The sequence below is a fragment of the Pseudarthrobacter sp. NKDBFgelt genome (assembly GCF_046097905.1).
Classification (GTDB): domain Bacteria; phylum Actinomycetota; class Actinomycetes; order Actinomycetales; family Micrococcaceae; genus Arthrobacter; species Arthrobacter polychromogenes.
This window is the reverse complement of record NZ_JBJURL010000002.1, coordinates 99,859-117,232: the sequence shown is the minus strand read 5'-3', so window position 1 is coordinate 117,232 and position 17,374 is coordinate 99,859. Positions and strand designations below refer to the sequence as shown.

Sequence of the window (17,374 nt, the reverse complement as noted above, 5' to 3'; positions counted from 1 at the left end):
GGCGCCCAGCTGGACCACGCGGTCCAGCTGGGCGCCGGGAAGTCCTGAGGAGAGGGCCGCGGCAAAGCCGGAAAAGTCTGTGTTGTGGCCTATGAACCGGCCATCATCGATCACCACGGTATTGACTGCACCGAGCCGCACGGCGTCCGGGGTTACCTCATCCAGGTGCTGCAGGACCAGCTGCTTGCAGGGGTGGGTGATGTTCAGGCCGTTGAAACCGAGGTTCCTGGCACTGCGCAGCAGCTCTCCCACGGATTTGCCGGGAAGGCCGAGCTCCACGAGGTCGATGGGCCGGTAGAGATAGCGCAGGCCCTGCACATCCCCTTCGCGCTCGTGCATGGGCGGGGTGAGTGACGGCATCACACCATCGCCGACCAGTCCCACCAGGTAGGACTCAGTTCGATTACTCATCCGTGCAGCTCCTTTGGTACGGCACCGGGCAGGAGCAGTGCGCCAAGCGGATGCTGCTGCTTCGGTGTTGAAAGTTACAGTACATTGTTTGTTCACTCAGCGCACTTTTGTTCTACATTCGAACAATGCATCAGGTCAGCGCTGCGGAAGGCGCGCCGCGAGCTCCGCGGCCGCCTCCTGCAGCAGCGGGACGCACGCCTCCAGTTCCTCCATGCCCATGCGGAAGACGGGCACCGCCGTTGCCAGGGAGGCGAAGGCGTGGCCCTGGGTGTTGAGGAGGGGTACGGCGACGGCACGCATGCCCATCTCGTTTTCCTCGTCCATCACGGCATATCCCTGGCGCCGGACCTTCTCGATTTCCGCGCGGAAGGCGTCCCGGTCCGCGATGGACTTTTCGGTGAGCTGATCAAGCGGAAGGTCCTCCAGCAGCCGCTCGCGCTCGGCATCCTCCGCAAAGGCGACCAGCACTTTTCCGACGGCGGTGGTGGACAGCGAGCCCAGGTGGCCGGGGTCGCTGGTCACCCGAAACATCTGCGGACCGTCCACCTTGTTGACCGTGAGGTGGTGGTGGCCGTCGCGGACGCTGAGGATGGTGGCCTCGCCCGTCTGTTCCGTAACCCGGCGGAGGACCGGCATTGCGGTGCCGGCGAAACCGTGATGGTTGGAGACCCGCTGGCCCAGCTGGAAGATCCGCAGGCCCAGGTGGTAGCGGCGGCCGTCCGGCTCGTAGTCCACAAAACCGTCGCGGGTCAGCGACCCCAGCAGGCGGTACGTAGTGCTGAAAGGCAGCTCGGCCCGTCGTGAAATCTCCGCGGCACTGGCCCCGCGCGGCTCATCGCCCAGGAGGACCAGGAGGCCCAGGGCCTTGCCCACCATGTCCGTGCGGTCCGGCTTGGCCACCTTGGTGTCCGCGGGGGTCTCAGCAGCTACGTCTTTGTCAACTGTGGCATGGTTCACACTCATTCATTGATGTTCCCACATCGTGAGAGTTATTTCTAGATAGTGATTATTTTCTTGACAGGTGACCGCACTCACAGTCACTATTGCTGTATCGCACAAGTAGCTCCCACCATGTGGCTACTACCCGGGTTATCCCGCACATGCCGAGCCGCGCCTCCACCTGAAGGCAGCGCCGGCCGCGAGCCCCCTGATCCATCCGCGACAAAGTCGTCACACCTAAGGAACTCCATGAGCCAGACACTTCCGTCCGCCGAGCCAGGCGTTGCCGCCCCGGCCGGGACGCCGAAGAAGGCAGCCCTCGCCAGCTTCCTGGGCAGCGCCGTCGAATATTACGACTTCTTCATCTTCGGTTCCGCCGCCGCGCTGATCTTTCCCACGGTCTTCTTCCCGGATGCTGATGCAAACGCGGCCATCATGTCCTTCGCCACGTTCGGGTTCGCCTACGTGGCCCGCCCCGTGGGCGCCGTGATCCTGGGCCACTTCGGCGACAGGGTGGGCCGGCAAAAGGTCCTGATGTTCACGCTCCTCCTAATGGGTGCCTCCACCTTCCTCATCGGCTGCCTGCCGGACTTCAACACCGTCGGCTGGTGGGCTCCTGCCCTGCTGGTGCTGGCCCGGCTTTGCCAGGGCCTGTCGGCCGCCGGCGAGCAGGCCGGCGCATCGTCCATGACGCTGGAGCACGCCCCGGACAACCGGCGGTCCTTCTTCACCTCGTGGACCCTCACCGGCACCCAGGGAGGCCAGATCCTCGCGGCCCTGGTCTTCATCCCCGTCCTGGCCCTCCCGGACGAGATCAAGTACGGCATCGGCTGGCGTATTCCGTTCTGGCTGAGCGCCGTTGTGGTTGTTGTTGCCTTCTTCATCCGGCGCACGCTGCACGAGCCGCCGGCCTTCGAGGAAGCGCAGAAAACCGCCCAGATTTCCAAGCTCCCGGTTGCCGATCTGCTCAAGGCCCACTGGCGCGACGTCCTCCGCGTGATCTGCTGCGCCTTCATCGCCGCCGTGTCCACGGTGTTCGGCACGCTTGCCATCAGCTACGCCAAGACCGTGGCGGGCGTGGACGGAACCACAACCCTCTGGCTGGTCGTCGGCGCCAACTTCGTAGCCCTGGGCACCCAGCCGCTCTTCGGCATGCTGGCGGACAGGATCGGCCGCAAGCCCGTCTTCATCTATGGGGCGGTGGCCAGCGCCATCCTGACGCCCGTCTTCCTGCTCAGCCTGGAATCCGGCAGCGTGCCGCTGATGTTCCTGGCCGCCATCGGCTTCTTCTCCTGCGGCTACGCAGCCTCCAACGCCGTCTGGCCGTCCTTCTACGCCGAGATGTTCAGCACCAAGGTCCGCTTCTCCGGCCTGGCCATCGGCACCCAGCTGGGCTTCCTGATGGCAGGTTTCGCCCCGGCGATCGTTGCGGCCATGGGCGGGATCAGGCCCGGCGGCTGGGTGCAGATCAGCATCTTCACCGCCGTCATCTGCGGCATCGCGGCCATCTCCGCCCTGACTGCCAAGGAATCCTACAAGGTCCCCACCTCGCAGCTCGGCCTGAAGTAGCACTTCCGCCGGACAAGACACGTTCCAGCCCGGTTTTCAGACCGGAAAGCCCGCCATTCCCCCAAATGGCGGGCTTTCCCCGTTGAAAAACGGGCTGCCTTGGCAGCGAGCGGCGAAGCCTACGGCCGGCCGGTCTCCAGCACCGATGACAGGTCGAAGCTGACCGGTTCCTCCAGCTGCGCGTATGTGCACGATTCCGGGTCCCGGTCCGGCCGCCAGCGGTTGAACTGGGCCGTGTGCCGGAACCGTTCCCCCTCCATATGGTCGTACCGCACTTCCACCACCAGCTCGGGGCGGAGCGGCACGAAGGACAGGTCCTTGCCGGCGCTCCAGCGGCTGCCCTCGGCGTTGCGCGGCGTCCGTTCCCCCTCCTCCTGCTTAGCCCACGCCCACGGGTGGTCATCGAAGGTGGTCACCAGCGGCTGGAGCTGCTCGTACAGTTCCTTGCGCCGCTTCATGGGGAAGGCGCCGATCACGCCCACGCTGGCCAGGCTGCCGTCGTCCTTGTACAAACCCAGCAGCAGCGAGCCGATCACATCCGGCCCGCTCTTGTGCAGGCGGTATCCGGCCACCACGCAGTCGGCGGTGCGCTCGTGCTTGGTCTTGAACATCACCCGCTTGTCCGGCTCGTACGTACCGTCCAGGCGCTTGGCCACGATCCCGTCCAGGCCTGCGCCCTCGAACTGCTCAAACCACTGCTCCGCCGTGTCCCTGTCCGTGGTGGCGGCGGTGAGGTGGACCGGGGTTTTGCTACCCGCGAGCGCTTTTTCCAGCGCCGCCCGCCGCTCGGTGAAGGGCCGGCCGGTGTAGTCGTCGTCGCCCAGGGCCAGAAGGTCGAACGCTACGAAGGAGGCCGGCGTCTGGGAAGCGAGCAGCTTGACCCGGCTGGCCGCGGGGTGGATCCGCTGCTGCAGCGCGTCGAAATCGAGGCGGTCACCGGCGGAGCCCACCAGGATAATTTCGCCGTCCACCACGCAGCGCGGGGGCAGGTTTTCCTTCAGCGCCTCAACCAGTTCGGGGAAGTACCTTGTCATGGGCTTTTCGTTCCGGCTGCCGATCTCCAGCTCGTCGCCGTCGCGGAAGATGATGGACCGGAAGCCGTCCCACTTGGGTTCATAGCTGAGCTCTCCGCCTCCTGCAACACCAGGAATGCCGCTGACGGCCTTGGCGAGCATGGGCGGGACAGGCGGCATCACGGGAAGTTCCATGCTGCCCATTCTTGCCCGGGAAGGTGCTCCGGCGTAAGACCACAGTCAGCAGGTGGCAGGCTCAGCCCGCGAGCAGCCACACGATGAGGATCAGCAACGGCGCCACTGCCGCCGTGGACAGCGGTTTCCCGGCCACGGCAACCCCGCGCCCGTACTTGCCTTCCAGCTCCGCCTGCGCGGGAGCTCCGGGAAGCGCAGTATTACAAGCCTAAGACTTATCGGACAAGTGGTGCCGGGCAGGCCAGCCCTCGACACGGCACCCCTCCGGACGGTAGAGGTTAACGATGGTTACCGTCGGCTTCCACGCCTCACACGAACAGATCAGTCCCGCCCAACTGCTCAAAGACGTCCAGCACGCGGAACGGGCAGGATTCGATGCCGCCATGTGCTCCGACCATATTGAGCCCTGGTCCGCCCGGCAGGGACACTCCGGCTTCGCCTGGTCCTGGCTCGGCGCGGCGCTGGCCACCACCAGCCTCCGCTTCGGCGTGGTGACCGCGCCGGGCCAGCGCTACCACCCCGCCATCATCGCCCACGCTTCCGCCACCCTGGCAAGCATGTTTCCGGACCGCTTCTGGATGGCACCCGGCAGCGGCGAGAACATGAACGAACACGTCACCGGCGACGCCTGGCCGCCCAAAGAGGTGCGGCAGCGCCGGCTTGAAGAGTGTGTGGAAGTGATCCGCCGGCTGCACCGGGGCGAAGAGGTGACCCACCACGGCCTTGTCACCGTGGAACAGGCCCGGATCTGGGATGTTCCGGACTCCCCGCCGCCGCTGATCGCCCCGGCCATCAGTGTGGAGACCGCCCGCCGCTCGGCCGCCTGGGCGGACGGCCTGGTCACCATCAACCAGCCCGCTGACAAGCTCAAGGACATGCTGGCGGCATACCGGGACAACGGCGGCCGCGGCAAGGCCGTGCTGCAGGTGCACCTGTCCTGGGCCCCCCGTGAACAGGACGCGGCAGCCATTGCCCTGGACCAGTGGCGGACCAACACCTTCGCCCCGCCGGTCCCGTGGGACCTCCCCACCGCCGGGCATTTCGACGGCGTCAGCGGGCAGATCGGCGAGGCCCAGGTCAGGAAGGCGGTCAACGTCTCGGCAAGCCTGGAGCAGCACGCCGAGTGGCTGGCCGGTTACGCGGACCTTGGCTTTGATGAAATCTACCTGCACTTCGTCGGGCAGGAGCAGGCCCCGTTCATCGATGCGTTTGCCGCGGACGTCCTTCCGCAGCTGCGCGGCTCGCGGGCCCAGGCACGGGCGCAGGCACCGGCATGAGGCTCGCGGAAACCTCGGACCTCTGGTGGAAGAACGCGGTCATCTACTGCCTGGACGTTGAGACTTTCTTTGACGACGACGGCGACGGCACCGGTGACTTCGCGGGCCTCACCCAGCGTGTGGACTACCTGGCCGCGCTGGGCGTGACGTGCATCTGGCTCATGCCGTTCTACCCCTCCCCGGACCGGGACGACGGCTACGACGTGACGGATTTCTTCACCGTGGACCCCCGGCTCGGAACCATGGGGGACCTGGTGGAGTTCATGCGGGCGGCCAGGGACCGGGGCATGCGGGTCATCGCCGACTTCGTGGTGAACCACACCTCGGACCAGCACCCGTGGTTCGTTGAGGCCCGGAAATCAACGGACAACAAGTACCGGGACTACTACGTGTGGCGGAGCGACACTCCCCCGGACACGTCCTCCGAGGTGGTGTTCCCGGGCGAAGAGGACTCGCTGTGGGAAAAGGATGACGCCACCGGCGAGTGGTACCTGCACATGTTCGCCAAGCACCAGCCGGACCTGAACGTCACCAATCCCGACGTGCGCAACGAGATTGCCAAGGCCATGGGCCTGTGGCTGGAATTGGGGCTGGACGGGTTCCGGCTGGACGCTGTGCCCTTCTTCCTGGAAACCCGGGGGCAGCCCAGGGACGAGGCCGCCAACCTGGATCCGCACGGCTTCCTCGCCGCCCTGCGCAGTTTCGTGAGCCGCCGCAACGGCAGCGCCGTTCTGCTGGGCGAGGTCAACCTGCCCTATAAGGAACAGGTGGAGTTCTTCGGCGGACCGGACGGCAACGAACTGAACATGCAGTTCGATTTCATGTCCATGCAGTACATCTACCTGTCCCTGGCCCGCGGGGATGCCCGGCCCCTGGCTGAGACCCTGAAGAGCCGGCCGCCGCTGCACCCGGACAACCAGTGGGCCATGTTCGTGCGCAACCATGACGAGCTGACCTTGGACAAGCTCAGCGACGGCGAGCGTGAAGAGGTGTTCGCAGCTTTCGGGCCCCAAAAGAACATGCAGATCTACGGACGGGGGCTGCGCAGGAGGCTTCCGCCGATGCTTGGCGGCGACCCTGAGCGCCTCCGCATGGTCTATTCGCTGATGTTCGCCCTGCCCGGCACACCGGTGCTGTTCTACGGTGAGGAGATCGGCATGGGCGAGGACCTCCGGCAAAAGAGCCGCGCGGCGGTGCGCACTCCCATGCAGTGGACCGACGACAAGAACGGCGGCTTTTCCACCGCCAAGGTTGCGGACCTGGTGGCACCACTGGCCCGGGGAGAGTACGGCCCGGAGCACGTCAACGCCGCTGCCGCCAAACGCGATCCGGACTCGCTGTTCAACTTCATGGTGACCCTGATCCGCCGCTACCGGGAGTCCGCAGAGCTTGGCTGGGGAGAATTCTCCATCATTGACCAGCCCGAGCCGGCCGTCTTCGCGCACACTTGCAGCACGGACACCGGCGCACTGGTGCTCCTGCACAACTTCGGGGAGGAGCCCGTGAAGGTCAGTGGCACCCTGGGCACCGAGGACGGGCCGCGGAACGCCTTCAAGGACGCCATCCTGCTGGACCTGTTCGACGGCGACAACGTACCACTGGATCCCGACGGCGGCTTCAAGGTTGAGCTGGGACGTTACGGCTACCGCTGGTACCGCCTGCACCGCAAAGGCGACAGGCTGGCACCATAGCCGGCGCGCCGTCGTCGTCCGGTCCGGGTCACGCCACGCTCTCCAGGGTGCCCGGCAGGGAGCCGAGGCCTACGTAGGCCCCCTTGAAAAAGACAAGGGGCTCTGCTCCGGCCCGGGCACCCAGGGCACGGACTGCGCCCACAACGATGGTGTGGTCGCCGCCGTCGTACTCCTGCTCAAGCTCGCAATCCACCCACGCCAGGGCCTGGTCAAGAATCGGGCTTCCAAGCGGCGACGGTGAGTGGCTGACTCCAGCGAACTTGTCCGTGGCGGAGCGCGCAAACTGGGCCGCCAGATGCTGGTGTTCAGCAGGGAGGATGTTGACGGCGAACCGGCCCGCTGCCCGCAGCAGCGGCCAGGTGGTGGAGGTGCGCGCCGGGCTGAAGGACACCAGCGCCGGTTCCAGCGAAAGGGACGAAAACGACTGGCAGGTCATGCCGGCCGGCCCGGCCTCAGTCGAGGCGGTGATCACCGTCAGGCCCGTGGCGAAGTGCCCCATAATATGGCGCAGGCGCCGTGGACTGAGGTCATGTTGGTCCGTCATGGGTGTCCTTTCAAAGGGAGGGTGACCTCAATCAACCACCCCGGCATCCAGACCTCAACTTCGACTGAAACCTGCCGACCCCTTGCGCAACGCGGGGCCGCCGGGCTTCATCCGGCGACCAGGAATGCCCCATGTCGGGACCAAGTGTTACCCCTGGTTTCGTGCCGTGACGCAGGAGGACGGAAATCCCCCGTGCCATGCCCGGGCTGGCCTAGATTGCTAAAAAGCCCAGCACATTACAGGAGGTGTACCACGTGTCGTTGACCACGCGGCGGACTACTCACCGGCTTACCATCAAGGCCCCGGCGGACCTGGTCTTCACCATACTGCGGGATTCCTCCCACTGGCCGTTCCTGGACGGGCTGACCGTCTACTCCGAACGGGTCAGCGGCGATGACGCCGACCATGAACTCCGCACGTCCATCGTGGCCAACGGCGCCCTGAACTCCAGCCGCTGCCACCGCCTCTTCGATGCTGCCGGACACCGCGCCGAATTCCGGCAGGTCGGCTTGGAGCACCCCCTGCTGAGACTCGGCGGCAGCTGGGCGATCCTCCACGCGGACGGCAACTCCGAGGTGACCCTCACCCACGAGTTCGAGGTGGATGGGGCAGCAGCCGGGGACCTCCCGGAGCTGATGCACCGCACGATTGATGAATACAGCCGTCGCGAGCTGGAAGCCCTGCGCCTGAGTTCGGAGCGCCTGAGCCTTCTGGTGCAGCAGCACTCGGCAGGTGCCCACGCCAGCGAGGCCTAGGACGCGGCAGGCGGCGGCCGCGCACTGCAGGCGTCCGCCCGCTTCAGGGGCCCTCAGCGCCATGCTGTGCACAAAGGAAAGTGCCCCGCCATTGCTGGATCAGCATGGCGGGGCACCTTGTGGCCACGATTAGGCAGGCTGCAGCACCCGGTTGTGCGAGTTGGCCGGTATGGCCAGCCCGTAGTGGTCGCGCAGTGTGCGTCCCGTATATTCGCTCCGGAACAGGCCACGGTCCCTCAGGATCGGGACCACCTGGTCCACGAAAATCTCCAACCCGGAGGGCAACACCGGCGGCATGATGTTGAATCCGTCGGCCGCGCCCGACTGGAACCAGTCCTGGATGGCGTCAGCCACCTGCTCCGGGGTGCCGGCGAATGTCCGGTGCCCACGGCCGCCGCCCAGCCGGCCGATGAGCTGGCGCACCGTGAGGTGTTCACGGCGCGCGAGGTTCACGATCAGCGTGTACCGGCTTTTGGCGCCCTCGATCTCGTCCTCCGAGGGGAGGTCCGCCGGAAGCGGGGCGTCCAGCTTCAGGGATTCGGGTGCCACCCGCAGCACGTTGGCGAGCTGCCGGCGGGCGTGTTCGGGCAGGATCAGTTCGTCCAGCTCCCGCTCCAGCTTCAGGGCATCGGCCTCGGACGCGGCGATGACGGGAACTATGCCCGGCAGGATCTTCAGGGATCCCGGGTCCCGGCCAGCCGCCGTCGTCCGTCCCTTCAGGTCAGCGTAAAAGTCCTGCGCATCGGAGAGGGTCTGGTGGGCAGTGAAGACCGCCTCCGCGTACCGGGATGCGAACTCCTTGCCGTCCTCGGAGGAGCCGGCCTGGACAATGACCGGGCGGCCCTGGACGGACCTGGGGACATCCAGGGCACCTTCCACCCGGAAATGCTTCCCCTCGTGGTTGGCCGCATGCACCCGGGAACTGTCTGCCCACACTCCGGCGTCCTTGTCCGCCACCACGGCGCCGTCTTCCCAGCTGTCCCAGAGTTTTTGCGCCACGTCCAGGAATTCCGCGGCCCGCTCATACCGCTGCGAGTGGACCGGCTGGCCGGCCAGTGAGAAGTTCCGGGCTGCAGCGTCGCCAGCTGTGGTCACGACGTTCCACCCGGCCCTGCCCCCGCTGATGTGGTCCACCGAGGCGAAGCGCCGCGCCAGGTTGTACGGCTCGTTGTACGTGGTGGAGGCGGTGGCAATCAGCCCGATCCGCTCGGTGACGGCCGCTATGGCCGCAAGCAGGACGGTCGGTTCCAGGCTGGTGTAAGGCCGCTGGGCCACGTTCCCGTGCAGCACCGGTGAATCGGCGAAGAAGATCGAATCCAGCTTTCCGCGCTCCGCAATCTGGGCCAGCCGTTGGAAATGCTTCACGTCCGTGCTGGCGAAACTGTTGCTCTCCGGCAGCCGCCACGATGCCTCGTGGTGGCCGGTGCTCATCAGGAAAGCGTTCAGGTGCAGCTGCCGGGGTCCGCTTTCCGGTGCGCTCACTGGTTTGCCCCGGCTGCTGCGAAGGCCGGGGCCTGGGAGGTTCCGGGCACGACGACGGTCTCGGAGTAGGCGGACGAGTCGCCCTTGATGGAGGTGCTGCTGCGGCCGTCCACTCCGCGGGGGACGTCGCCGGCGATGGTGACGCGGTTCAGCTGGCGGGGCTGGCCGTCGTAGTTGTCCGGTGCGTAGTGCTGGGTGATGCGGTTGTCGAACAGGACCAGCTGGTCCGGTTCCCAGTTCACCCGGACCACGTTCTCCGGCCTGGTCACGTACGCCTGCAGGAGGCGCAGGATGTCCTTGGATTCGGTGTTGGACAGGCCAACGATCCGGAGCCGCTGGGCGAACCCGCCAATAAAGAGCCCGCGCTCACCGGTCAGCGGATGGATACGGACAACGGGATGGGCCGACTCGAAGTGGATGCGCGTGAATTCCCTCCGCCGCTCGTCGGCGTTGGCATGCTCCAGGTTCTTCGGGACGGAGTAGTCGTAGTCGTTGGTGTGGATTGCCCAGAGGGTGTCGGCGAAATTCCGCAGTTCCTCGGGCAGATCCCGGTAGGCGCCGGCTGAGGATGCGATCAGGGTTTCGCCGCCGTAAGCCGGCAGGGTGATGCTGCGCAAGGTGGAGGCCTGGGGCGGGTTGACGACGAACGTGACATCCGTGTGCCAGTTGTTGGCACTCCCGTTTTCGCTGTCCACCGGCAGGACGGCCGGTTTGCCGTCCACCGAGGCCACCGTGGGGTGGGCCCTGGTGAGCGGGCCGAAGTGGCTGGCGAATCGCACCTGGTCCTCGTCGGTGCCGATGTTGGCTTCCCGGAAGACGAGGGCTTTGTGGGTATTCAGGGCGGCACGGATCTGCGCCACCGTGTCCGGCGACAGGTCCTTGCTGAGGTCCAGGCCCCGAATTTCCGCGCCGATGCGGGCGCTCAGCTTGGTGAACTGGAGTTTGGTTTCGGTGATGACAGTCATTGGATCTTCCTTTGCAGTTCAGTCGGACAGTTCAGTTGAGCAGTTCAGGATGTGGAGCCGACGGCGGTGCGCCAGCGGGAGAAGTGCCGTTCCAGGGCCACGAGCAGAGCGTTGACGGCGAGGCCCAGCACGGAGACGGTCAGGATGCCGGCGTACATGTCCGGGATCAGGAAGCTCATTTGCGAATTGACGATCAGGTAGCCGAGCCCGGCCTTGGCGCCCACCATTTCGGCGGCGATCAGGACCAGGATGGACGATGTCCCGGCCATCCTGATCCCTGTGAAGATCGTGGGGACCGCAGACGGCAGGATCACCTTCTGGAAAAGCCGGAAACTGTTCATCCCCAAGGATTTGGCGGCACGAATGAGCAGCGGGTCCACGGTCCGGACGCCGGCGATGGTGTTCAGCAGGACCGGGAAGAAGGCGGCGTAGGCCACGATGGTGATCTTGGATTCCTCGCCGATGCCCAGCAGCAGGGTGAACACCGGCAGCAGTGCCAGGGTGGCCGTGTTCCGGAAAAGCTCCAGGAGCGGGTTCAGGAACGAATTCAGCCAGCCGTACCAGGCGATCAGGAGCCCCAGCGCCACGGCCGTGACCACTGCAATCCCGAATCCGGACACCGAGCGGGTGAGGCTCGCCTGCAGATGGCTCTGCAGCTGCCCGGCTTCCACGAGCCTGGCACCGGCGGCGAGGACTTCGTGCAGCGGCGGCAGGAACACGCGGGTGGAGGGGCTGGCCAGGTAGAGCGGCCCCACTTCCCAGAGTGCCAGGAAGAGCACCACGGCAAGGGATTTCCAGCCGGCGCGGGCCGCCTGGCGTGCCACGTAGGAGAACCTGCCCGCCTTCTTGCGCTCCGCCGCAGGCAGGGCTGGAGAGGGTTCGACGGCGTCAGGCGCCTCCGGGGGGCGGGTCAACACTGTACTCATCAGGCTGCGCTCCTTTCGAGCGGCTGTTCATCGGGGGCGGTGCCGTCCGGCAGGATCTTCCGGTGGCCGGAGTCCCGGGCGAGGCGGACTTCGTCGTGCAGCAGCGACCACACCTGGTGGCGGTGTTCCACAAAGGCGGGGTGCGAGCGGATGTCCGCGTCGCCGTCGCGGTCGGGGATGTCGACGGCCACGATTTCCTTGAGTTTTCCCGGCCGGGCGCTCAGCACCGCCACCCGCTGGCCGAGATATACCGCTTCGTCGATCCCGTGGGTGATAAAGACGATGGTCTTCCCGGTCGCCTTCCAGATCCGCAGGAGCTCGTCCTGGAGCTGTTCACGGGTCTGGGCGTCAAGGGCGGCGAAGGGCTCGTCCATCAGCAGAACGTCCGGCTCATAGGCGAGGCTCCTTGCGATGGCCACGCGCTGCTTCATACCGCCGGACAGTTCGTGGGGATAGCGGTCCCCGAACCCGGCAAGGCCCACCAGGTCCAGGAAGTCGCTGGCCTTCGCCGCCCTTTCCTTCTTGGACAGGCCAGAGTTCTCGAGGCCTATTGAGACGTTGGCCGACGCCGTCCGCCAGGGAAACAGCGCGTATTGCTGGAAGACGACTGCCCGGTCCTGGCCCGGTCCGGTCACTTCCTTGCCGTCCACCAGGACCTCTCCCGCTGTGGGACGGGAGAGCCCGGCCAGCAGGTCCAGGAGCGTGGTCTTGCCTGAGCCGCTGGGGCCCACGAGGGTGAGGAACTCACCGGCGGCGACGTCCAGGCTGAGGCTTTCAATGGCGGTGAGGACTGAGGGCTCCCCCTGGCGGCGGCTGCCGGTGCCCTTGCCTGCCCGGACACTGAATTCCTTGGTGACGTTTCGGAGGCTGATTTTGGGGGTCATGGTCTAGCCTTTCGGGGTTGCGGCCGGCGCCGGGGTTTCCAGCAGGTTGAACTCGTTGGTGTAGAGCGTGGAGGTATCAAGGTCGCCGGTGATGATCCCGGCCGATTTCAGGTAGTCGGCCCAGCGGGTGAAATCGGTGTCCTGGATCCGGCCGCCCGGCGAGGCAACGCCCACGCTCTTCCAGTACTTCAGCGCCTCGGTGCTCTCATTGCGGCCCCGTTTGGCGATGATTTCCTCGAATTTGGCGATCACCTGCTCCCGTGGGGTGCTCCGCTGCCACTCGATGGCCTTGGCCACCCCGGTGACCAGCGTCCGGCTGGTCTCCGGGTTCTTCGCCAGGAAGTCATTGCGAAGGACGTACTGCCCGGCGTCGAACGGTCCTCCGATGACGCCGACGTCGGTGAAGAGGGCACGGACGCCTCCCTCCGCGAGCGCACGGTCCTGCAGCACTCCGCCCAGTGTTCCGGCGTCGACCTGCTTCTTGCGCAGGGCAACTTCGGTTTCGTTCGGCGGAACCACCACCAGCTGCACCTGCTTGATCTCCTCGGGAGTCAGGCCGCTGTTCTTGAGGTGCGTGGTGATCACGGCCTCGTGGTGGGCGCCAAGGGTATTCACGGCGATCTTCTTGCCGATCAGGTCCCTGGCAGTGCGGATGGGACTGCCTTCCTCCACGTAGTACCCCGTGAAGGTCTCGTTGTCCTCCCCGTAGTAGTTGATGACGGCTTTGACGGGCGCACCGGCCTCGATCAGCTTGATCACGGCGCCGGTGAACGCTCCCCCGATGTCCGTCTGGTCGGTGGCCACCGATTGGATGCTCTGCGGCCCGCTGGTGGTGTTACTGACCCATTCGAGCTTGACATCGCCCAAATAGCCAAGGTCTTCCGCCACTTCCACCAGCGCTACTGTGTTGGGCGAACCCTGGTACCGCACGGTTTTCACCTCAGCGCCGCCGCCGCTCCCGGCCTGTTGTGCCGTAGCGGGACCGCCGCAACCGGACAGCGCCAGTGTGACTGCCGCGACTGCAGCCATGGCGAATGCCGTGCCTGTGGTGCGGATAGTTCGGGCGGGCAGGAGTCGGTTTTTCATGGTGGTGGGTCTTTCTGCAGTTCGGGTGTCGATCCGGACCAACTGGCTCGTGGCAACCACTAGAACAGAGAAGAATCACCGGCAGAAGCGGCTGCTTAATAGCGCGAAACGGCAGGCAACTGCGGGAAAACGGGAGTAACAGAGGTCCTCGCGGCGTAGTGTGCGGACACTCCGCTGCACGTTGTGCCGCCGGGCGACACATGGCGCATCGGGACGTAAGGCAATCAGGTACCGAAGGTTCACGGCGGTTCATACGGCGACGCGCAGGTCCACGGCGGCGCAGCGTGCGCCGTACTTTGAACGGTGGATGCCGGCACCCTGCCCGCATGGGCATCACGTCAGAGGGCGCACCGTCCAAAAAATGCCTGGTGGGTGTCGCCAATATTTCTGCGGGGGAGCTTCGTTTGTTACCCGGGCCCCCATCGCCTGCGGCGGAACTGCAACCGGCGCGCCGTCGTCGTCCGGGTGTGAAAAAATCAACCATGCGCCCCATGCAGCACTCCAGCAAGCTCCAGAACGTCCGGTACGAACTCCGCGGACCCATCCTCCAGGCCGCCAAGGCCATGGAGGCGGAAGGGCACCGGATCCTCAAGATGAATCTCGGGGACACTGCCCCGTTCGGCCTGGAAACGCCGGAGTCCGTGGTGGTGGACATGATCCACCACCTGCGGGGCGCCCAGGGGTACAGCGATTCGAAAGGGATCTTCTCCGCGCGTACCGCCATCTCGCAGTACTACCAGACGCGCGGCCTGATGCAGATCGGGGTGGAGGACATCTTCATCGGCAACGGCGTCAGCGAGCTCATCTCGATGTGCCTGCAGGCGTTCATGGAAAACGGCGACGAGATCCTGGTGCCCGCTCCGGATTACCCGCTGTGGACTGCCGCGGTCACGCTGACAGGGGGCAAGCCTGTGCACTACCTCTGCGACGAGGGGGAGAACTGGTGGCCGGACATGGCCGACGTCGAGGCAAAGATCACCAGCCGCACCAAGGGGATTGTGATCATCAACCCCAACAACCCCACGGGCGCCGTCTATCCGCGGCACATCCTCGAGCAGTTCGCGGCTTTGGCCCGGAAACACCACCTGGTCCTGTTCTCCGACGAGATCTACGAAAAGGTGCTTTACGAGGAGGCCCAGCATATCCACACTGCGGCCGTAGCCGAGGACGTCTGCTGCCTGACCTTCAGCGGACTGTCCAAGGCGTACCGCATGCCCGGCTACCGGGCCGGCTGGGTTGCCGTCACCGGACCACTTGCCGCCACCGCCGCCTACCGGGAAGGACTGGAGCTGCTGGCCTCCCTGCGGCTATGCCCCAACGTTCCGGCCCAGCACGCCATCCAGACCTGCCTTGGCGGCTACCAGAGCATCGACGCCCTGGTGCGGCCAGGGGGCAGGCTCCGTGAACAGCGCGATCTTGCTTACCAGCTCCTAACCGAGATACCCGGCGTGACGTGTGTTCCCGCAGCGGGGGCCATGTACCTGTTCCCCCGCCTCGATCCGGAGCTCTACCCCATCAGCAGTGACGAGCAGTTCGTTCTGGACCTGCTGAAGGACCAAAAGATCCTCGTCTCGCACGGTTCCGCGTTCAACTGGCCCACGCCGGACCACTTCCGGTTTGTGATCCTTCCGTCCGTCCTGGACATCCGGGAGGCTGTGCACCGCATTTCCACCTTCCTGGCGGCATACCGCGCCAGCGTGGAACTGCCGTAGCCCCTCAAGGCCGCGGCCGCCGTCGGGCCTAGTCCCGCCTGTTCTGCTGCGGTGGACGAAAAACAGTGCCCGGGAAACAGCTCCGGCGCGAAGAACTAACCCGCGCCTAACCGCGGGGAAACGCGGGCGCAACATTGCCTCGGCACACTGGATTATGCAGGCAAGAGCCGGCACCAGCCCCAGCCAGGAGGCCCCGCCATGAAGCAGAAAGCGACACCACATGTGACCCGAGTCCGTGCCCTGGACCAGCTCCACCGCGGCGACGAGATTGAAGCCCGCCTCTCCGTGGGCCCTTCCTACGACGACGTTGTGATCCGCCGCGGAAGTGTTCAGGAAACCGCGCCAGGCATCGGCGTGGTCTGGATCCTGGACCGGCTCACCGGCCTGCGCAAAGCCATCAATACGGACGAATGCAGCGTCTGGCGGCTCGCCTGAAATTGTCGGGATCCGCGGCCCGGGTGTAGCCAGCAAGGGCTGCCCGCCGCACCGGAATCTTCGACACCAAGGCCTTTCAGCCTCCGGCCACCGACTGGATGACCAGCACCTCCTGGCCTGGGGCCACCTCGGTTTCCAGGCCCTGCAACCGCCGCACCTCGTCCCCGCCGACGTACACATTCACGAAGCGCCGCAGCGCACCGGTCTCGTCACGGAGGCGCCGGGCCAGCACTGCGAAGTCCGAGGTCACCGCATCGAGGAGTTTTCCCACCGTAACCGGCCCGTCGGCGGGCGCAGTCAGGACGGACTGCCCGCCGGCCAGTGGCTGCAGGACGCTGGGAAGCACCACCCTGATTTCCCGCATGCTGCTCTCAGGCACCGGCTATCACGGCTGCCCGGACACAGAGCACATCCGGAAGATGGGACACGACCTCCTGGAACGTCCCGCCTTCGTCCGCACTCGCGTAGACCGAGCCGCCGCGCGTCCCGAAATAGACCCCGGCCGGTTCCGCTGTGTCCACGCAGGCAGCATCGCGCAGGACGCTGTTGTACTCCCCGGTGGGCAGGCCGTTGCTGAGCCGTTGCCAGGTGGACCCGGCGTCGTCCGTGCGGTGGACGGCCAGTTCGCCGTCCGGCGGAATGCGTTCGCCGTCCGCTTTCAGGGGGATGACCCACGCCGTTCCCTCCCGGCGGGGATGGGTGAGCATCACAAAGCCGAAATCCGCCGGCAGTCCCTCCGCGATGGAGTCCCAGCTGTCCGCGTTGTCATCCGTGCGGTAGACGCCGTGGTGGTTCTGGGCGTAGAGGCGGCCGTCGACGGCGGCATCCGCTGCGATCTTGTGCACGCACTGACCGAACTCCGGGTTGGGATCGGGCATGAAGTAGGCCGAAATGCCGCGGTTGCGCGGCTCCCACGACGTGCCGCCGTCGAGTGACCGGTAGACGCCTCCCGTGCTCATGGCCACGTGGACCGTGTCCCCGGCCGGATGGACCACGATGGAGTGCGCGGCGGCACCGCCGTAGCCTGCGCCCCACTCGCTGCGGTGGGGGTGGTCCCACAGCCCGCGGTTCAGTTCAAAGTGTTCACCGCCGTCGGTGGATTTCCAGACGGAGATGGGCTCCGCTCCTGCCCAGACGACGCCCGGCCGCGCCTCCGCATCCGGATAGATCTGCCAGATGCGTTCCAGCGCGGCACCCGTGTCCTCCGGAAATCTCACGGCGCCCTGCTCGGGCTCGGACCAGGTGGCGCCCAGGTCATCGGAGTGCGCAACGGTGGGACCCCAATGCTCGCTGCGGACGCCCACCATGATCCTGGTCCGGCCTTCCCGGGTGTCTATGCCAATGCTGGGGATCTCGCTCATCAGGAAATGGGGGCCGGTGAAAGACCACTGTTGCCTGTCCTTGCTGGTGGCCAGCCAGAGGCCTTTTTTGGTCCCGATCGCTAAGACAAAACTCTCTGCGGTTGCCATGCCCACCATGCAACCACCGCG

16 protein-coding genes and 1 pseudogene are annotated in these 17,374 nt (G+C 66.0%); 6 read left to right on the top strand and 11 right to left on the bottom strand.

Annotated features, from left to right (window positions below; genetic code table 11):
* Both ACKAE7_RS01250 and ACKAE7_RS01245 read right to left on the bottom strand, forming a co-directional pair.
* Positions 1–411, bottom strand: a pseudogene (locus ACKAE7_RS01250) (shikimate dehydrogenase); the annotation flags it as partial.
* A gap of 135 nt (positions 412–546) precedes the next feature.
* Positions 547–1,374 (bottom strand): IclR family transcriptional regulator, encoded by an 828-nt coding sequence (locus ACKAE7_RS01245; protein ID WP_408978305.1) that lies wholly within the window; start codon positions 1,372–1,374, stop codon positions 547–549.
* A gap of 225 nt (positions 1,375–1,599) precedes the next feature.
* Here ACKAE7_RS01245 and ACKAE7_RS01240 point away from each other — a divergent pair, with 225 nt between their 5' ends.
* On the top strand, positions 1,600–2,919 hold the full coding sequence (locus ACKAE7_RS01240) for an MFS transporter (protein WP_188810760.1): 1,320 nt from the start codon (positions 1,600–1,602) through the stop codon (positions 2,917–2,919).
* Positions 2,920–3,038: 119 nt separating this feature from the next.
* Here the strand turns inward: ACKAE7_RS01240 and ACKAE7_RS01235 are convergent, their stop codons facing one another.
* Positions 3,039–4,127 carry an ATP-dependent DNA ligase gene (locus ACKAE7_RS01235; RefSeq protein ID WP_191035082.1) on the bottom strand — a complete coding sequence of 363 codons (1,089 nt, stop codon included), beginning with the start codon at positions 4,125–4,127 and terminating at the stop codon, positions 3,039–3,041.
* Positions 4,128–4,411: 284 nt separating this feature from the next.
* Between ACKAE7_RS01235 and ACKAE7_RS01230 the strand changes: the two genes are divergently transcribed.
* Both ACKAE7_RS01230 and ACKAE7_RS01225 read left to right on the top strand, forming a co-directional pair.
* Positions 4,412–5,404 carry a TIGR03885 family FMN-dependent LLM class oxidoreductase gene (locus ACKAE7_RS01230; RefSeq protein ID WP_408978304.1) on the top strand — a complete coding sequence of 331 codons (993 nt, stop codon included), beginning with the start codon at positions 4,412–4,414 and terminating at the stop codon, positions 5,402–5,404.
* Entirely contained in the window at positions 5,401–7,095 is a 1,695-nt protein-coding gene (locus ACKAE7_RS01225) for an alpha-amylase family protein (protein WP_188810754.1), read from the top strand. The genes ACKAE7_RS01230 and ACKAE7_RS01225 overlap by 4 nt, the downstream gene beginning before the upstream one ends.
* A 28-nt stretch (positions 7,096–7,123) precedes the next feature.
* Here the strand turns inward: ACKAE7_RS01225 and ACKAE7_RS01220 are convergent, their stop codons facing one another.
* Positions 7,124–7,639 carry a flavin reductase family protein gene (locus ACKAE7_RS01220; protein WP_190613022.1) on the bottom strand — a complete coding sequence of 172 codons (516 nt, stop codon included), beginning with the start codon at positions 7,637–7,639 and terminating at the stop codon, positions 7,124–7,126.
* Between the two features lie 254 nt (positions 7,640–7,893).
* Here ACKAE7_RS01220 and ACKAE7_RS01215 point away from each other — a divergent pair, with 254 nt between their 5' ends.
* Positions 7,894–8,394, top strand: a complete 501-nt coding sequence (locus ACKAE7_RS01215; RefSeq protein ID WP_190613023.1) for an SRPBCC family protein — start codon at positions 7,894–7,896, stop codon at positions 8,392–8,394.
* Positions 8,395–8,523: 129 nt separating this feature from the next.
* Here ACKAE7_RS01215 and ACKAE7_RS01210 read toward each other — a convergent pair whose 3' ends face one another.
* Genes ACKAE7_RS01210 through ACKAE7_RS01190 form a run of 5 tightly spaced genes read right to left on the bottom strand, consistent with a single transcriptional unit; the run spans position 8,524 to position 13,737 of the window.
* On the bottom strand, positions 8,524–9,876 hold the full coding sequence (locus tag ACKAE7_RS01210) for an LLM class flavin-dependent oxidoreductase (protein ID WP_321202285.1): 1,353 nt from the start codon (positions 9,874–9,876) through the stop codon (positions 8,524–8,526).
* Positions 9,873–10,841 (bottom strand): TauD/TfdA family dioxygenase, encoded by a 969-nt coding sequence (locus tag ACKAE7_RS01205; RefSeq protein WP_190613024.1) that lies wholly within the window; start codon positions 10,839–10,841, stop codon positions 9,873–9,875. Before ACKAE7_RS01205 ends, ACKAE7_RS01210 begins: the two co-directional genes overlap by 4 nt.
* Before the next feature lie 44 nt (positions 10,842–10,885).
* Positions 10,886–11,767: an ABC transporter permease gene (locus tag ACKAE7_RS01200; RefSeq protein WP_190613025.1), complete on the bottom strand. Its 882-nt coding sequence runs from the start codon at positions 11,765–11,767 to the stop codon at positions 10,886–10,888.
* Complete coding sequence (locus tag ACKAE7_RS01195; RefSeq protein ID WP_191035085.1) at positions 11,767–12,651, bottom strand: ABC transporter ATP-binding protein; 885 nt, start codon at positions 12,649–12,651, stop codon at positions 11,767–11,769. Before ACKAE7_RS01195 ends, ACKAE7_RS01200 begins: the two co-directional genes overlap by 1 nt.
* Before the next feature lie 3 nt (positions 12,652–12,654).
* Positions 12,655–13,737: an ABC transporter substrate-binding protein gene (locus tag ACKAE7_RS01190; protein WP_238340602.1), complete on the bottom strand. Its 1,083-nt coding sequence runs from the start codon at positions 13,735–13,737 to the stop codon at positions 12,655–12,657.
* Positions 13,738–14,219: 482 nt separating this feature from the next.
* On the opposite strand from ACKAE7_RS01190, the gene ACKAE7_RS01185 reads away from it, so the two are divergent.
* Together ACKAE7_RS01185 and ACKAE7_RS01180 are read left to right on the top strand one after the other, a co-directional pair.
* The gene (locus ACKAE7_RS01185) at positions 14,220–15,449 is read left to right on the top strand and encodes a pyridoxal phosphate-dependent aminotransferase (protein WP_066272546.1); all 1,230 of its coding nucleotides are present in this window, start codon (positions 14,220–14,222) and stop codon (positions 15,447–15,449) included.
* A 198-nt stretch (positions 15,450–15,647) separates the two neighbouring features.
* The gene (locus ACKAE7_RS01180) at positions 15,648–15,884 is read left to right on the top strand and encodes a hypothetical protein (protein WP_066272548.1); all 237 of its coding nucleotides are present in this window, start codon (positions 15,648–15,650) and stop codon (positions 15,882–15,884) included.
* A gap of 76 nt (positions 15,885–15,960) precedes the next feature.
* On the opposite strand, the gene ACKAE7_RS01175 is transcribed toward ACKAE7_RS01180, so the two are convergent.
* Both ACKAE7_RS01175 and ACKAE7_RS01170 read right to left on the bottom strand, forming a co-directional pair.
* Positions 15,961–16,248, bottom strand: a complete 288-nt coding sequence (locus ACKAE7_RS01175; RefSeq protein WP_188810752.1) for a MoaD/ThiS family protein — start codon at positions 16,246–16,248, stop codon at positions 15,961–15,963.
* Positions 16,249–16,255: 7 nt separating this feature from the next.
* Entirely contained in the window at positions 16,256–17,362 is a 1,107-nt protein-coding gene (locus tag ACKAE7_RS01170; RefSeq protein ID WP_188810750.1) for an exo-alpha-sialidase, read from the bottom strand.
* Positions 17,363–17,374: the final 12 nt, after the last annotated feature.

Coding starts and splice junctions, on each gene's coding strand:
- ACKAE7_RS01245 (WP_408978305.1), bottom strand. CDS start 1,374: ATGAGTGTGAACCATGCCACAGTTGACAAAGACGTAGCTGCTGAGACC.
- ACKAE7_RS01240 (WP_188810760.1), top strand. CDS start 1,600: ATGAGCCAGACACTTCCGTCCGCCGAGCCAGGCGTTGCCGCCCCGGCC.
- ACKAE7_RS01235 (WP_191035082.1), bottom strand. CDS start 4,127: ATGGAACTTCCCGTGATGCCGCCTGTCCCGCCCATGCTCGCCAAGGCC.
- ACKAE7_RS01230 (WP_408978304.1), top strand. CDS start 4,412: ATGGTTACCGTCGGCTTCCACGCCTCACACGAACAGATCAGTCCCGCC.
- ACKAE7_RS01225 (WP_188810754.1), top strand. CDS start 5,401: ATGAGGCTCGCGGAAACCTCGGACCTCTGGTGGAAGAACGCGGTCATC.
- ACKAE7_RS01220 (WP_190613022.1), bottom strand. CDS start 7,639: ATGACGGACCAACATGACCTCAGTCCACGGCGCCTGCGCCATATTATG.
- ACKAE7_RS01205 (WP_190613024.1), bottom strand. CDS start 10,841: ATGACTGTCATCACCGAAACCAAACTCCAGTTCACCAAGCTGAGCGCC.
- ACKAE7_RS01200 (WP_190613025.1), bottom strand. CDS start 11,767: ATGAGTACAGTGTTGACCCGCCCCCCGGAGGCGCCTGACGCCGTCGAA.
- ACKAE7_RS01195 (WP_191035085.1), bottom strand. CDS start 12,651: ATGACCCCCAAAATCAGCCTCCGAAACGTCACCAAGGAATTCAGTGTC.
- ACKAE7_RS01190 (WP_238340602.1), bottom strand. CDS start 13,737: ATGAAAAACCGACTCCTGCCCGCCCGAACTATCCGCACCACAGGCACG.
- ACKAE7_RS01185 (WP_066272546.1), top strand. CDS start 14,220: ATGCGCCCCATGCAGCACTCCAGCAAGCTCCAGAACGTCCGGTACGAA.
- ACKAE7_RS01180 (WP_066272548.1), top strand. CDS start 15,648: ATGAAGCAGAAAGCGACACCACATGTGACCCGAGTCCGTGCCCTGGAC.
- ACKAE7_RS01175 (WP_188810752.1), bottom strand. CDS start 16,248: ATGCGGGAAATCAGGGTGGTGCTTCCCAGCGTCCTGCAGCCACTGGCC.
- ACKAE7_RS01170 (WP_188810750.1), bottom strand. CDS start 17,362: ATGGTGGGCATGGCAACCGCAGAGAGTTTTGTCTTAGCGATCGGGACC.